Source organism: Streptomyces sp. NPDC032126 (genome assembly GCF_055580085.1).
Window position 1 is genome coordinate 322,670 of record NZ_JBVIMA010000008.1, and the last position, 13,973, is coordinate 336,642.

Annotated in this window: 14 protein-coding genes; 3 read left to right on the forward strand and 11 right to left on the reverse strand. The window is 72.5% G+C overall.

The features are described 5' to 3' along the window. Positions 1 to 30 precede the first annotated feature (30 nt). The 3 genes from ACZ5NW_RS28955 to ACZ5NW_RS28965 form a co-directional block, all read right to left on the reverse strand. Positions 31 to 2,253 (reverse strand): FUSC family protein, encoded by a 2,223-nt coding sequence (locus ACZ5NW_RS28955; protein WP_468746885.1) that lies wholly within the window; start codon positions 2,251 to 2,253, stop codon positions 31 to 33. A 96-nt stretch (positions 2,254 to 2,349) separates the two neighbouring features. Next, a complete protein-coding gene (locus tag ACZ5NW_RS28960) occupies positions 2,350 to 4,059 on the reverse strand; it encodes a sigma-70 family RNA polymerase sigma factor (protein ID WP_468746886.1) in 1,710 nt (569 codons plus the stop codon). 175 nt (positions 4,060 to 4,234) lie between these two features. Further along, positions 4,235 to 5,011 carry an Fpg/Nei family DNA glycosylase gene (locus ACZ5NW_RS28965; protein WP_468746887.1) on the reverse strand — a complete coding sequence of 259 codons (777 nt, stop codon included), beginning with the start codon at positions 5,009 to 5,011 and terminating at the stop codon, positions 4,235 to 4,237. A gap of 204 nt (positions 5,012 to 5,215) precedes the next feature. On the opposite strand from ACZ5NW_RS28965, the gene ACZ5NW_RS28970 reads away from it, so the two are divergent. After that, a complete protein-coding gene (locus tag ACZ5NW_RS28970; RefSeq protein WP_468746888.1) occupies positions 5,216 to 6,244 on the forward strand; it encodes a glycoside hydrolase family 5 protein in 1,029 nt (342 codons plus the stop codon). Between the two features lie 97 nt (positions 6,245 to 6,341). On the opposite strand, the gene ACZ5NW_RS28975 is transcribed toward ACZ5NW_RS28970, so the two are convergent. The 3 genes from ACZ5NW_RS28975 to ACZ5NW_RS28985 all read right to left on the reverse strand — a co-directional run bounded on the left by ACZ5NW_RS28975 (position 6,342) and on the right by ACZ5NW_RS28985 (position 8,374). Next, entirely contained in the window at positions 6,342 to 6,638 is a 297-nt protein-coding gene (locus ACZ5NW_RS28975; RefSeq protein ID WP_468746889.1) for a hypothetical protein, read from the reverse strand. 174 nt (positions 6,639 to 6,812) lie between these two features. After that, on the reverse strand, positions 6,813 to 7,958 hold the full coding sequence (locus ACZ5NW_RS28980; protein WP_468746981.1) for an RNA polymerase sigma factor: 1,146 nt from the start codon (positions 7,956 to 7,958) through the stop codon (positions 6,813 to 6,815). 8 nt (positions 7,959 to 7,966) lie between these two features. Then, positions 7,967 to 8,374 carry a YciI family protein gene (locus ACZ5NW_RS28985; protein ID WP_468746890.1) on the reverse strand — a complete coding sequence of 136 codons (408 nt, stop codon included), beginning with the start codon at positions 8,372 to 8,374 and terminating at the stop codon, positions 7,967 to 7,969. 193 nt (positions 8,375 to 8,567) lie between these two features. Between ACZ5NW_RS28985 and ACZ5NW_RS28990 the strand changes: the two genes are divergently transcribed. Further along, positions 8,568 to 9,215, forward strand: coding sequence for a dihydrofolate reductase family protein (locus tag ACZ5NW_RS28990; RefSeq protein ID WP_468746891.1), 648 nt, complete (start codon positions 8,568 to 8,570; stop codon positions 9,213 to 9,215). 35 nt (positions 9,216 to 9,250) lie between these two features. Here ACZ5NW_RS28990 and ACZ5NW_RS28995 read toward each other — a convergent pair whose 3' ends face one another. From ACZ5NW_RS28995 to ACZ5NW_RS29005, 3 genes are all read right to left on the reverse strand, one after another. Beyond that, on the reverse strand, positions 9,251 to 9,601 hold the full coding sequence (locus ACZ5NW_RS28995; RefSeq protein ID WP_468746892.1) for a VOC family protein: 351 nt from the start codon (positions 9,599 to 9,601) through the stop codon (positions 9,251 to 9,253). Between the two features lie 77 nt (positions 9,602 to 9,678). Next, positions 9,679 to 10,011 (reverse strand): hypothetical protein, encoded by a 333-nt coding sequence (locus tag ACZ5NW_RS29000; RefSeq protein WP_468746893.1) that lies wholly within the window; start codon positions 10,009 to 10,011, stop codon positions 9,679 to 9,681. A 65-nt stretch (positions 10,012 to 10,076) separates the two neighbouring features. After that, entirely contained in the window at positions 10,077 to 10,931 is an 855-nt protein-coding gene (locus ACZ5NW_RS29005; RefSeq protein WP_468746894.1) for an alpha/beta fold hydrolase, read from the reverse strand. A gap of 114 nt (positions 10,932 to 11,045) precedes the next feature. Between ACZ5NW_RS29005 and ACZ5NW_RS29010 the strand changes: the two genes are divergently transcribed. Next, positions 11,046 to 11,999, forward strand: coding sequence for a DUF6924 domain-containing protein (locus ACZ5NW_RS29010; RefSeq protein ID WP_468746895.1), 954 nt, complete (start codon positions 11,046 to 11,048; stop codon positions 11,997 to 11,999). Between the two features lie 3 nt (positions 12,000 to 12,002). On the opposite strand, the gene ACZ5NW_RS29015 is transcribed toward ACZ5NW_RS29010, so the two are convergent. After that, positions 12,003 to 12,638, reverse strand: coding sequence for a 2'-5' RNA ligase family protein (locus tag ACZ5NW_RS29015; protein ID WP_468746896.1), 636 nt, complete (start codon positions 12,636 to 12,638; stop codon positions 12,003 to 12,005). A gap of 161 nt (positions 12,639 to 12,799) precedes the next feature. Beyond that, a complete protein-coding gene (locus tag ACZ5NW_RS29020) occupies positions 12,800 to 13,930 on the reverse strand; it encodes a glycoside hydrolase family 12 protein (RefSeq protein WP_468746897.1) in 1,131 nt (376 codons plus the stop codon). Between the last annotated feature and the right edge of the window lie 43 nt (positions 13,931 to 13,973).

Sequence of the window (13,973 nt, forward strand, 5' to 3'; positions counted from 1 at the left end):
AGCCGACGCGTGGGGCGGCGGCGCCGAAGGTCAGTCGGCCCTTCCCGGTACGGCCCGCCGCTCGGACGCGGGTGCGCGACCCTCCTCCCGAACGGCCTCGCTCTCGACCGCCGGTGCGCCGCCCGCTATCCGGGCCAGGTCGGTGGCCAGCGACCTGAGCCACGCCACCGTCGCGTAGTACAGCCGCGGTGCGCCCGGCGGCTCGGCGGTGAAATCGGTGCCGTCGGCGAAGTCGGTGAAGGCCGTGCCGGTCCACGGGGTGGCCGGGGTGTCGCCGCCCGGGTCCAGTGCCGCCGACAGCAGCAGCATCCGGGCGGCGACCCGCTCCCCCAGCGCGCCGACCGAGGCCGCGGCCGCTGCGGGCAGGCCGGTGAGCGGCGGTGTCAGCAGCCGTTCGGAGCCCCACAGGGTGTGGTGGCCGGCGATCAGCGCGGACTGCCAGTCCACCGGCGGCGGGGGCCGCGTCGTCCCCTCGCTCTCCTGTCCGCGGTGTGCGGGTTCGCTCTGGAACTGCGCGTAGGCGGACTCCGCGAGGATGACCGCGTGGTGCAGCGACCGGTGACCGGGTGCCGGCGACCGGGGCGCCGCCGCTGGGCCGCCCGCCATCGACGCGGTGGTCGCCACCACGATCTCCGCCGCCCTGCGCAGCAGCTCGGCGGCCGCGTAGCGCAGCTCTTTGTGGGCCCCGCGGGGCCAGGCCAGCACCCCGAAGACGGCGCCGATCGCGCTGCCGACCAGCACATCCAGCAGCCGCACCTCCGCCAGCTGCCAGGTGGAGGGTGCGAGCTGGGCGAAGACCAGCGCCACGAGCACGGTGAACAGGCCCTGGGCCCAGCCGACCCCGCGTACCGGCCCGACGGTGAAGGCGAGCAGCATCCACAGCGGCAGGACGACGGCGTAGACCGTGGTGTGGGGGCCCACGAGGGTCAGGGTGACGGCGGCCAGCAGGGCACCGGCCAGCGTGCCCGTCAGCGCGAGACGGATGGTGCGCCAGGTCTCGTCCAGCGTGGTCCGGGTGAGGGTGAGCGTCGCCAGGGTGGCCCAGAATCCGTGCGGCAAGGTGTCCACCCCCGCCACGAGTCGGGCCGCCGTCAGCGCCAGGGCCAGGCGCACCGCGTTCTGGAAGAGCACCGAACGGCGGCCGGCGTGTCCGCGCATCCGGTGCCACCACAGGGCGGGCGCCCGGGTCGTGGTGTACCAGAACCGGCCCGATGGCACCTCGACCGCCGTGTGCCGGCCGCGCACGGCCCGGTCGGCCGCCGCGCCCATGGCCAGCGCGGCGTCGGCGACTTCCAGCACGGCGGCGTGCTCGCTAAGGACGGCGGGCGGGAAACCGGGGCGCGGTTCCGCCGAAAGCTCCGACAGGCCGGTGCGCGCCGCGCCCAGCTCCTCGAACGCGGTCACCGGTGACGGCCCCGGCCGCAGGCAGTCCGCGCTCGCCGTGGCCAGGTTCGCCGTCGCTCGCAGGACGGCCCGCACCTCGTCCTCCGGCATGCGCGGTGGGGTGGGCAGCCGGGCCAGGCGCATGAGCAGGGTGCGGGTGGCCAGGCCCGTGTGGGCCAGGGCGCGATCGCGCACGCCCGGGCCCGCCGGGCGTTCCGCCTCGGGCACCCGCAAGGGCCGCAGTGCCCGGCTGGTCTCCTCCGCCGCTTCCCTGTCGGCGGCGGCCAGGGCGTAGGGCGGAGCGGCGAGCAGCCGGGCGCAGTGCGACGCGGTCCGCGCGGCGAGGGCGGCCCTCGCCCGGTACGTCGGCGGGACGGGTTCGGGGAAGAGCAGGGCCTCGGCGGCGATCAGGAGGGCCAGGCCGGCCGTCGTCCCGATCAGCCGTTCGCCGAGCGAATCGGGGTCGTAGGGCGGGAAGGACGGCAGCATGTACAGCAGTTGCAGGCCCGGTGCCGCCCCTGCCGGGCGTGGGCCGCCCACGGCGGCGAAGGCCAGGGCGAAGCCGACGACCAGCATGCCGACGACGGCGCTCCAGGTGCGCACCGACAGATAGGTGCCGACGACCACCAGCAGCCAGCACACCGGCAGCAGGCGTGCCACGAGCGCGGCGCGCTGTCGCCCGGTGCCGGGGACCCTGGACAGTCCGCCCAGCGCCACCACGGCGAACAGGGCGTAGGCGGCGCCGATCGGGCGGTCCAGGCCGTAGCGGAAGAGGTAGAAACCGGTGGCGGCGACCAGGGACACGCGCACCGCCCGGCGGCCCGGGGCGGCGTAGGCCGCCGGGATCCACCCGGCCGGGACGCCCCACACCCCTCCAGGATCACCCGACACCGGCCACGGGGCACGCGGTGAATGGTGGCGACGGGCCGGGTCGGGCCGCCGCCCGGGTACGGGGATCCGTGGCCGTCAGAGCTTGGTGCCGAAGTCCTGTGTCCACCACGGGCCGCCCGACCCGTTGTGCACGCCGACTCCGAGGTTGTGGAAGGAGCAGTTGAGGATGTTGGCCCGGTGGCCGGGGCTGTTCATCCAGGACTTCATCACGTCGGCGGGCGTCTGCTGGCCCTTGGCTATGTTCTCCCCGTATGTCGACCAGCGGTATCCCGCGGCGGTGATGCGCTGACCGGGGTCCGCGCCGTCCGGGTTGACGTGGTCGAAGAAGGAGCGTGCCGCCATGTCGTCGGAGTGCGCCTGCGCGGCGTCCCGCAGCCGGCCGTCCTGGGTGACGGGGCCGCAACCCGCCGCTTTCCGCTCCTGGTTGACGAGGGCGATCACCTGGGTCGCCGGGTCGGACGAGAGGGGCTGCGCGGGCTTGGGGTCCGAGGTGGCCTTGTCCGGCCGGGGCTGCGGGGTCGGGGTGGCGTGGGCCGCGGTCGGGGAGTGGCTCGCGCGCGGCGACGCCGACCCGGACGGGCTCGGGGACGCGGAGGGGGACGACGAGGTGCCGTGCGCGGTGGTGGGCGTGGGCCGGGACGACACGAGGGCCCGGGCGTCCTCGGCGTTGTGGGCGGCGACGCCGTCCTCGGTTCCGCTGCCCGGCTGCACGGCGAAGTAGGTGAAGCCGCCGCCCGCCAGGCACGCGACGACCGCCACTCCCCCGGCGGCGCGTCGGCGGGTGCGCCGCCGGCGGCGTGCCGCACCACGGGAGAGGGTCTGCTCCTTCGGCCCGCGGTGCCTGCCCGCGGGAGGGGTCTCGTCGAGGCTCGCCGCGCCTTCGGTGAGCGGGGCGGCCGAGCCGGCCACTGTCATGTTGCCCGAGCCGGCCGCCGTCATATTGCCCGAGCCGGCCGCCGTCACGGTGCCTGAGCTAGCCGCCGTCACGGTACCGGCGGCCGCGCGGATCCGCTCCAGGAGGAGGGGTGATGCCGCGACCAGCGCCAGGCCCGCGAGCAGTCCCTCGGCGGGCACCAGTCCGCTCCACCAGCCGGAGCAGCGCGCGCAGCCGCGGGCGTGCCGGGCGATGCGCTTGCGCCACAGCACCGAGGGCAGGCCGTCCCACTCGATGAGGGTGCCGCGCAGGTTCTCGCACGGGGGCTGCGCGTCCAGCGCGCGGACGACCACCCGTGCCGCCTCCAGCCGGGCCTTCATCCGCTGCATGCGGACCGCGGTGTGCTGCGGCGTCAGTTCGAGGGCCTCGGCGACCTCCGCCCGGGTCAGCTCGCCGACGGTCTCCAGCCACCACAGGGACAGCAACCCCTGGTCGTCGGGGTCGAGCCAGCGCGTGGCGCGCGCCGTCTCCTGCCGCTGGCCGGACAACTGCAACTGCACGATGGTCAGGTCGACGAAGTCCGCGCCCGGATCGGCGACGTCGGCGACCTCGTCCACGGTCTTCCGGGCGGGATCGCGGTGCTGCCAGTGGGAGCGGACCTGGTTCATCACGATGGCCACCAGCCAGGAACGGAACCGTTCCGGATCGCGCAGCGTGTCCAGTGAGTCCAGCGCGCGCAGCATGCTGTCCTGCACGACGTCGTCCACGTCCACCGAGCCGTTCAGCGCCCGGCCCACGATGTTGTAGACCAGCGGAAGGTACGCGCCGACCAGCGCGTCCTGCGCCGCCTGGTCGCCCGCTCGCGCAGCGGTCACCAGTGCCGCGGTCTCCATCGTGTGCCCTGTACTCATGTGCGGTTTCCCTGTCGTCGGCGCCGAATGGTGCTGTCCGTCGTATGGGAGATCCCCGAGGGGCCACCGCATAACGGTTTTCGGCAGAACGTGCGAAGAGAGGTTCACCGCTTCCAGGGGGTCAGCGCAAGGAAAGCGATCTCACGCACCCGACGGGCCGTCTCGTCGGGCCGTGCTACTGGCAGTGAGGGCACCACACCGTGGCGCGGCCCGCCATACGGGACCGGCGCAAGGAGGTGCCGCAGCGCGGGCAGATGGGGTCGGGGTCGTCGCGGTGCCCGGTGAGCCAGGAGCCGCGTGGGGGCACACGGCCGGCGGTGATGGCGGAGCGGAGGGTGCGGCGCATGTGGGTGTACAGGCGACGGCGGTCGGCCTCGGTGAGATCGCGCGCCTGGCAGGCGGGTCGCAGCCGCGCCCGCCACAGGATCTCGTCGGCCAGGAGATTGCCGAGTCCGGCCAGGACGGACTGGTCGGTGAGGGCCGCTTTGACGCTGCCGCGGCGTGCTGCGAGCGCGGTCTCGAACTCCGTGCGGCCGACCGTCAACGCGTCGGGCCCCTGGTGTTCGAGGAGCCGTACGACCTGGGACTCGTCCTCGGCCAGCCAGAGGCCCTGGAGCTTGCGCTGGTCGCGGTAGCGCAGCTGGCGGTCGCGGGCCACGGTGAACAGGACGCGGTCGTGCGCCTCGACCGGATCGTCGGGACGGGCGCACACCAGTTGGCCGGTCATGCCGAAGTGCAGCATGAGGGTGGGGCCGCCGGTGCGGGCGAGCAGCCACTTCCCGTGCCGCTCCGGCTCGGTGAAGCGCCGGCCCTCCAGCGCGTCCCGCAGCCGCCTTGCGCTCACGTCGTGCAGGACGCCGGTGTCGCGCACGTCCACGCGCCGGATGGTCCTGCCTTGCGCACAGGACTTGAGCACCTCGCGGAATCCCTCGACGTCCGGCAGCTCGGGCATGGCGTACGTCCTCTCTCGCGGAAGCCCGGCACGGCTCTCCCTGGAAGTCCCTCCTGGAAGTCCCTCACAGCGGGAGGCGCCATGAAACTTTGTGTGCAGATGTGTTGACCCCTGTTCGGTTCATTGTCTAGCTTTCGGAAGCCGTCCAGCTTCCTGTCTGTTTCTGCGAGTTTTCTCGAACACAACTGCTCAGAAGGGGATGTTGTGCCACGAAGGAACCACCGCCGGACAGCGTGCCTCGGCGCGCTGCTGGCCTGCGTCACGGCGTTCGGGGGAGCCATCGCCGCCCCTGCCTCCGCGTCCACCGACCCGGCCGTGCCGCCGCCCGTCAGCGACTTCCGCGGAGTCAACTGGGCCGACCCGCGCGACAATTACGCCCACGACGCGGTCGTGCCCTCGGGCCTGTCCACCTCCGACAGTTACGCCACCGTCTACGCCAAGTCCAGGGCGATCATCGGCGGTTTCGCCCAGCTGGGCGCCAATACCGTCCGGCTGCCGGTCAACCCCACGTCCGTCAACGGCCCCTTCTGGAAGTCCTACCGGGGAGCGATCGACGCCGCCACCGCCAAGGGCTTCAAGGTCGTCCTGGGCTACTGGGAGGCCGACGACGCCAAGGACGGCAAGATCGACAACCAGGCCGACTGGGACCAGATGTGGGCCCGGATCACCTCCGCCTACGCACGCAACCCCAAGGTGTACTTCGAGCCGATGAACGAGCCGTTCGGCTACACCTCCCAGGAATGGCGTGACATCGCGGCGAACTGGGTGACCACCCATCGCTTCGTGCCCCGCGACCGGATCCTGATCGGAGGGGTCAAGTACAGCGAGGACGTCAAGCCCGTGTGCGCCGACAGCCGCCTCGACGGCACCCGGCTGGCCCTGCACAACTACGGCTTCTGGCACACCGACTGGACCGGCGTCGACCAGTGGAAGGAGGACTTCCGCCAGCGCATCGGCAGCTGCGCCTCGCGCACCGTCCTCGACGAGTTCGGCGCCACGATGACCTCGGGCCTGAACTACAACGGCCCGGTCAACGGCTCCAGCGAGATCGCCTACATCCAGGCGGCCACCGACACCATCCGTGAACTGGGTCTCGGCTCGGTCTACTGGCCCGGTCTGCGCAACGGCGACACCTACTCCCTCACCACCCTCCAGGGCTCCGGCACCTGCCTCAGCCTGTCGGTGAACAACCAGAGCGGGCTGGACCGCCTGCACTGGGCCTGGCGGCAGTGACACATCTCCCCCAGCGGCGCCCTCGTGGTCGGACCATGAGGGCGCTGCGGCGATACGGGGGCCGCGGCGGTCGTCCCGGCGTCCATGACCGGCTGGACTACCGGTGCGGGACGGCGAGTTCACGGCCGCGGTAGAAGCCTTCGCGCTCCTCCACGACGTACGGCGCCATCGCCGCGCGGCGACGCGTCTCCGCCTCCGAGGTCCGCCAGGAGTCACAAGCCTCCTGGGACTCCCAGAACGACACCCCGGTGATCTCCTGTCCGTCCTCGGACCAGTAGGCGAAAGCACGGCGCAGCCCCTCAGGGCCGGGCTCCGGGCGCCACGCCCTCTCGAAGTCCTCCAGGGCGTCAGGTCGAAGGCGACGCGTGGTGACCCAGACGTACTGCTCCTCCATGGCAGCCTCCTTCGCAGGACCGGCCCAGCTGGGCGGGCCGCCTCTCCGACCACGGTAGAGGCAGACCACGGGTTGTGCCCGCGCAGCCCGTCACCCGAACGGCGGTACCGGCCGGCCTCCCCGCCACCGATCCTCCGGAGCCGGGCCCCTTGCATCAGCGGACGCGCCGGTGCGTCAGCGACCGCGGCGGGCGTTGAGCCGGGCGCCCTGGAGTGTCAGGTGGTCGCGTTCGGCGAGGTTCGGGGCCTTACGCGCCGCCTCGGCGTACAGCCGTGCCGCCGTCGCCAGGTCGCCGTCCCGCTCGTGGAGGTGGGCCGCGACCGCGGCGTAGCGGGGCAGCGAGGCGTCCAGCAGGGCGAGCTCGGCGAGGCCGGCGCGCGGTCCGTCGGCCTCGCCCACGGCGACCGCGCGGTTGAGCCGTACGACCGGGCTGTCGGTCAGACGCGTGAGTTCGTCGTACCACTCGACGATCTGCACCCAGTCGGTCTCCTCCGCGGTGGGCGCGTCGGCGTGGAGCGCGGCGATCGCGGCCTGGGCCTGGAATTCGCCCAGCCGGTCGCGGGCGAGGGCCGCCTGAAGGATCTCGACGCCCTCGGCGATCGCCCGGGTGTCCCACCGGGCCCGGTCCTGCTCGGCGAGCGGTATCAGGCTGCCGTCGGGCGCGGTCCGGGCGGCGCGCCGGGCGTGATGGAGCAGCATGAGGGCGAGCAGTCCGGCCACCTCGGGGTGGTCGATCGCGGCCGCCAGCTGCCGGGTGAGCCGGATGGCCTCGGCGGCGAGGTCGACGTCGCCGGAGTAGCCCTCGTTGAACACCAGGTAGAGGACGCGCAGCACGGTGGCCACGTCCCCGGGCTGGTCGAACCGCACGCCGGCGACGGTCCGCTTGGCCCGGCTGATGCGCTGGGCCATGGTCGCCTCGGGCACCAGGTAGGCCTGGGCGATCTGGCGGGTGGTCAGGCCACCGACCGCGCGCAGGGTGAGCGCCACCGCGGAGGACGAGGTCAGTGAGGGGTGGGCGCACAGGAAGTACAGCTGGAGCGAGTCGTCCACCCCGGTCGTCGGCCCCGGCGCCGGTTCCTCGTCGACGAGGTCCTCACGCCGGCGGCGGGCGGCGTCCGACCGGGTCGCGTCGAGGAACTTGCGCCAGGCCGCGGTGACCAGCCAGCCCTTCGGGTCCCTCGGCGGGTCGGCGGGCCAGACGCGGACCGCCTCGACCAGCGCGTCCTGCACGGCGTCCTCGGCCGCCGCGAAGTCCGCTCCGCGGCGCACGAGGACTCCGAGCACGCTCGGCGTGAGGCTTCTCAGCAGGGCCTCGTCCATCGACGAGGTCACTCCGTGATGGTGGGCTGCACGCCGTAGAACGGGCGCAGCTCCAGCCACTCGTGGATCGGCTTCCCGCCCGCGCCGGGGGCGGCCGACAGCTCCCCGGCCAGCTCCACGGCGCGCTCGTAGGTGTCGACGTCGATCACCATCCAGCCCGCGATGAGGTCCTTGGTCTCGGCGAAGGGGCCGTCGGTGACCGGCGGACGCCCCTCGCCGTCGTACCGGACCCATGTCCCCTCGGGGGCGAGCGCCTGGCCGTCGACGAACTCGCCGGTCTTCTCCAGCCGGGCCGCGAAGTCGTGCATGTACTGCATGTGCGCCGAGATCTCCTCCGGGGTCCACTGGTCCATGGGGACGTCGTTGACGGCGGCCGGGGCGCCCCGGTAGTGCTTGAGCAGCAGGTACTTGGCCATGGTGCTTCTCCTCGGTGCTGGTGCGACCCATTGTGGTCGCTTCACCACGGGGACGGAGCCGGTCACGGATTCTCGACATGGTCGGCCAAGATTTTTTTGGGGCCGTTCGGATGAGGCCGGATCCGGCGGCGGCGATGAGTCCGGGCCGCCCGGAAAGTCTCACCACTGTCATCGACAACGACAGGAGGATCCCGTGGCTGAGCAGCTACTGAGAGTCCAGAACTTCACCGTCTCCAGTGACGGCATCGGCGCCGGCGAGGACCAGACGCTGGAGCGGCCGTTCGGTCATGTGCGTCCCGAGCGGCTGTTCGCCTGGGCGGGGGCCACGGCGAGCTGGCCGATGCGCACCGCTCCCGGGGGCAGCCGGGGACTCGACGACTACTTCACGCGGGACTTCGAGCGCAATATCGGCGCGGAGATCATGGGCCGCCACAAGTTCGGGCCCCAGCGCGGGCCCTGGCAGGACCATGAGTGGCGCGGCTGGTGGGGCGACGAGCCCCCGTTCCACACCCCGGTGTTCGTCATGACCCATCACCCACGCCCTTCGTTCACGCTGTCCGACACCACGTTCCACTTCGTCGACGGCACGCCGGCCGCCGTCCTCGAACAGGCGCGGGAGGCGGCGCGGGGCAAGGACGTACGACTCGGCGGCGGGGTCACCACCATTCGGGAGTTCCTCGACGCCGACCTCGTCGACACGATGCACATCGTGGTCGCCCCGGTGAAGCTCGGCCATGGACTACGGCTCTGGAACTCCCCCGAGGAACTGCTCGACCGCTTCCACCTGGAGGCCGTACCCAGCCCCAGCGGGGTGACCCATCACCTGTTCTGGCGGCGATGACACCGTGCGCGAGGCCGGGTCGCCTCCGGAGCGGGTCACAGGTCGGTGGCTCGTTCGTGGCGGGGCTCGTACAGGCCCAGCTCGCCGCCGCCCGGGAGGCGGAACCTGGTCAGGCGCCCCCAGCGCGCATCCGTGACCGGCTGGGTGAACTCGACGCCCCTCGCGGCCAGGTTCGTCACGGTCGCGTCGACGTCGTCGCACATCAGATAGAGCTCCTGCCTCTCCGGGCCGTCCGTGGGATGCACCGCGACCTCTGCGGGCGGAAGCTTGAAGATCAGCCAGCCGCCTCCCGCGTCGACATGCGGATACTCCAGCACATCCCTGAAGAAGGCCCGGTCGGCCTCCGCGTCGCGGCTGTGGATGATGACGTGCCCACCATTGATCACGCCGGCCAGGGTAAGTCCCCGTCGCGGCCGCGCGACGCTGTGGCGCGGTTCGACAGCGGTCGGTCGTCCGAGCGGAGTCACTGGACGGTTCCGGTCCGGCGGGGCATGGGTGGGCGGTCGAGTACCTCGACGTACATGATCCGGCCGTCCACGACGTCCAGGCACAGCATGCCGCGCGAGGGCAGCAGCGGGACGCACCGGTGGCCCGGACCGTACGGCTGCCCCCGGGGGTGTGCCGCTGTCCGGAGGCTCTGGCAGAAGTCGTCGCCGCAGCCGCACTCCGCGACCAGGCGAAGATCCCACGCGCAGATGGCCAGCTCACGTTCGCCCTCGCTCTCCAGGAGGGCGATCAGCTCTGTGATGAGTTCGGGGAAGACGTCGCGGACGAGAGGGGGACGGTCCTGCTCCATGGGCGGAGGGTAGTCAGAGCCGCCGGTCGGGCGCATCGCCATAAAGGCGGCCGCCGGGCGGGGATTCAGCCGGCGTTCTTCTCGGCGGTGTGGTCGAGGACGGCGGTGACGATCGTCGCCCAGTCCGCACGCTCGACCCCGTGTCCGGCGTCCTTCAGCGTCAACAGCCGTGCGCCGGGGATCTGTTCGGCGAGCGCCTCACCATGCCGGAGCGGGAACATGGGATCGGCCGTGCCGTGCATCACCAGCGTCGGCACGCCGATCCAGGACAGGGGCGCCGGGGAGAGGTCTCCGTCGGCAAGGACATCGTGGTTGCGGACGGCGGTGAAGTCGTGCGCACGCTCGACATCACGACGGACGAGTTCGCGGGCGGCGGCCTCGTCGAACGGACGCCGTCCGCCCGCGAGGACACGCGCGTAGGCGACCAGATGGTCGATCACCGCGTCGCGAGCCGACCAGTCGACCTGCGCGGACGAGACGAACCGCGTGAACTCATCGGTCGGCGGCGGAAGTTCGCCCTCGCCGGGCACGGCGGAGGACGTGCTGATCAGGACGAGCGAGCGGACGCGACGGGCGTGGTGGAGCGCGAGGTACTGGGCGAGCGCCCCGCCTGCCGAGACGCCCACCACGTGCGCGGCCGGGATCTCATGGGCGTCCAGGACGCGGACGGCGTCAGCGACCAGGTCCGCGCCGGTGTATCGGGGGTGACCCGGCTCGTAGGTGACCGACCGGCCGGTGTCGCGGTGGTCGTAACGGATCACGAAGCGCCCGCCCTCGGCCAGCCTCCGGCAGAAGCCCTCTTCCCACCAGAGCATCGAAGCCCCCGTGCCCATGATGAGGAGGACGGGCGGATCGGCGGGGTCCCCGAACGACTCGGTGCACAACTCGACGCCGTCCGCTACGACGACACGCTCGACCATGGCCGCTCCTCCTCTCCCGCCCATGGTGCCCCTCCGCACCCCCGCACAGCGCCCGATGCCCCGCGCCGCACAATGATCGTGTCCCGCCTGCCGGCCGGTCCTCGGAGGAGAGCCATGTCCTTGCCCGCACTTCCCCAGCCCGCACCGGGCGAAGTCCTCCTGGTGTGCACGTGCTACGAGGACGGCGCGGCCCTGTGGGGCGGGCTGCTCGGCGAGATCGGCGGCCGCCGTGAAGCCGGCGTGATCGCCCTCGCCGACGGCGGCGTACGGCTGCGTCCGGTCGAGGACCCCGGGTGGGACGATCTGCGCGGCGGGAACGTCCCGGCGCTGGTCCCGGGCGGCGACCCCGTTCCACCGGTCGCCGTTCTGGCGGACATCCCCGTCGTCTACGGCGGGCACGGACCGCTGCTGGTGGATCTCGTGACGCTGCCCGGGCGCGGCGTCCGCGTTCCGCCCGCCCGGCTGGGCGAAGTCCTCGCCGCTCTGCGCGACGGCACGGTCGGCTTCGACGAGCTGGTCCGTGACATGGACCGGTGCGGCATGTATCAGGGCGACGGCGGCCGCCCCGCCTTCCCGGCTCCGGCGGCGGGGCCGTACCGGCCCTTCCCGGCCCTCCCCGCCACCGAGGCGGCCCTGCTGGTCCGCACCTGCTTCGACGACGAGGAAGGGTGGCGGGCCCTGCTCGACGAGCTGGGCGGGGCCGACGGGGACGGCTGGGTCGGCTCGGACCTGGACCCGGACGAGATCGACGTGGAGCACTACCCGTTGGCGGCGCTGATCGTCGACGACCCCGCCTTCGAGGGCCTCCAGCCGGGTCTGGTCCCGGTGCTCGTCCCGGCCGGGGAGCACACCACGCTGGTGGCGCTCGCCGACGCCCGGACCTTCGCCGAACCCGGCCGTCCGCTGACCGTCGTCGACCTGTACGACACACCGGGGCAGCCCGCGGTCCTCCCCTGCCGTGAGGTCGGCTCGCTGGCCTGCAATCTGGAGATCGGCAACATGGACTTCCATGAGTTCGTCGCCGAGGAGGGCATACGGCCGTGGTGGGAGGAAGCCCCTCTGACATGACGTTCAGAACGGGAGTCCGTCGGGCGGCTCCGGGCCGCCTTGGTCCTCCTCGGGCCGGCGAACGGCGCCCGTGCCCAGAGTGATCACGGCCCGGGGCCGCATGGGGCCCTCGCCGCGCCGGGAGAGCACCACGATCTCCTCGATCGTCGTCGTCATCGTGTCGAGCCGTACGGTGCACTCGGCGGCGAGCCCCTTCGGGTCCCGGGTGCGGCCGAGGGACAGGTGCGGGGTGTAGCGGCCGCCCCGTGACCGGCACAGCGGGAACCTGAGCTGGAGCTCCTGGTGGAGCCGGGTCCAGGGCGTCATGCCCGCCGCGGCCGGGTCGAGCCACACCGTCGCGTGGTGCCGGTGCCGGAAGTAGCGCACACCGGCCAGGCGTGCGGGGAAGGCCGTGCACCGGGCCGCCCCGGCGGACAGCAGCGGTACGGCCCGCGCGAATTCCTCCTCGGGCACGAAGCCGAAGAGCAGATTCACATGCGGGGGCCACCGCCGCACCTGCGGATCGTGCTCCCAGCGGATGTCCTGGATGGCCGACCAGAGCGCGCTCGGCGGCAGCCAGGCCACCGCTGTCCGGGGCGTCGGCGCCACGTCCAGTGCCGCCACGGGCTCGGCCTCGCCGAAGAGCGGGTTTCCGTCCACACGACCATGGTCGCAAAGGTGTGCTCCGGGGGTACGTCTTCGCAGGTCGCCAGGGTCCGGACGTGCTGCGGGATCGTGCGGGGCGCGGTCGTTGGCGGAGTTCCACGGCGGTCGGGGCCCGCCCGGTCGGCGTGCGGGCGGGCCCTGGGGTGCGGGGGTTGTCAGGCGGTGGTGCAGGCGCTGCCGTTCAGACTGAAGCCGGCGGGCTTGGCGAAGGTGCCGCCGTAGGTGCCCTGGAAGCCGAAGGTCACTTTGCCGCCGGGCGCGATCTGCGCGTTGTACGCCAGGTTGCTCGCCGTCACCGCTCCGGAGGACGGGGAGAGGCCGGCGCCCCAGCTGCTGGTGATCTGCTGTCCGGCGGGCAGGGTGAACGCCAGCTTCCAGCCGTTGACGGGCGAGGAGCCGGTGTTGGTGAGCGTGACGTCGGCGGTGAAGCCGCCCTGCCAGACGTTCGTCCCGTACGCGACCGTGCAGGCCGCCGGGGTGCCGGGGCCGCCCGGGTCGCTGCCGCCGCCGGTGTTGACCGACGAGGAGAAGGAGTTCACCGACAGGCCGGCGCCGTTCTGCCAGGGCTCGAAGCCCGCCTGCACGCTCGTCAAGTACCAGCTGTTCTGGGCCAGTCCACGGGAGACGGCCTGCCGGACGAAGTCCATGACGTCGAAGCTCCAGCTGTCGATCGTCGAGGGCGCGACGAAGGTCAGCACGTCGTTGGAGCCGTTGTTGCCGGACCACACCTGCCACTGGCGGCCGGCCACCGTCGCGGTGCCGACCTGCGAGCCCACGGGCTGGACCGGTCCGACCTTGTTGAACCAGATCATGATCTCGGTGCGGTTCACGCCGTCGGTGCGCGGCGTCGGGTCGAGCCAGATGTCGTACGCGGCGTCGTAGACCGCGCCGCTCACATAGCCGTAGGAGATGCTGGAGGGGGCGCTGGAGATGGTGCTGAGCTGGGCCGGGAGCTTGGTGCCCGGCGAACAGTTGGTGTAGTGGCAGCCGTTGAAGACGGACGGGTACGACTTCGGGCCGCCGTTGGTCGGGACCGAGCCGTCGGCCTGGGTGACGCGGAATCCCGAGTCGGTGACGTTGATGCACTGGGTCGCGCTGGTGCCCCAGCGGTTGTTCTGGACGACGTAGCGGCCCTGGATCGTGGTCGAGCCGTACTGCTCGCAGATCGTGGTGTCGGCCTGTGCCGCCGGCGTGCCCGTCAGCAGCGCCGCGGCGACGGCGAATGCGGTGAGCAGCGCGGCCAACAGGCCACGCACGGTGGGCGAATGGTGCTTGGGCGGTCGCATGCGGGTCCTCTCGGGGTGGGGAAGGAGGAGTACGCGTGGTGCT

Excerpts from the sequence above, each read along its gene's own strand:
- ACZ5NW_RS28960 (WP_468746886.1), bottom strand. The coding sequence starts at position 4,059 with ATGAGTACAGGGCACACGATGGAGACCGCGGCACTGGTGACCGCTGCG.
- ACZ5NW_RS28965 (WP_468746887.1), bottom strand. The coding sequence starts at position 5,011 with ATGCCCGAGCTGCCGGACGTCGAGGGATTCCGCGAGGTGCTCAAGTCC.
- ACZ5NW_RS28975 (WP_468746889.1), bottom strand. The coding sequence starts at position 6,638 with ATGGAGGAGCAGTACGTCTGGGTCACCACGCGTCGCCTTCGACCTGAC.
- ACZ5NW_RS28980 (WP_468746981.1), bottom strand. The coding sequence starts at position 7,958 with ATGGACGAGGCCCTGCTGAGAAGCCTCACGCCGAGCGTGCTCGGAGTC.
- ACZ5NW_RS28985 (WP_468746890.1), bottom strand. The coding sequence starts at position 8,374 with ATGGCCAAGTACCTGCTGCTCAAGCACTACCGGGGCGCCCCGGCCGCC.
- ACZ5NW_RS29000 (WP_468746893.1), bottom strand. The coding sequence starts at position 10,011 with ATGGAGCAGGACCGTCCCCCTCTCGTCCGCGACGTCTTCCCCGAACTC.
- ACZ5NW_RS29005 (WP_468746894.1), bottom strand. The coding sequence starts at position 10,931 with ATGGTCGAGCGTGTCGTCGTAGCGGACGGCGTCGAGTTGTGCACCGAG.
- ACZ5NW_RS29010 (WP_468746895.1), top strand. The coding sequence starts at position 11,046 with ATGTCCTTGCCCGCACTTCCCCAGCCCGCACCGGGCGAAGTCCTCCTG.
- ACZ5NW_RS29020 (WP_468746897.1), bottom strand. The coding sequence starts at position 13,930 with ATGCGACCGCCCAAGCACCATTCGCCCACCGTGCGTGGCCTGTTGGCC.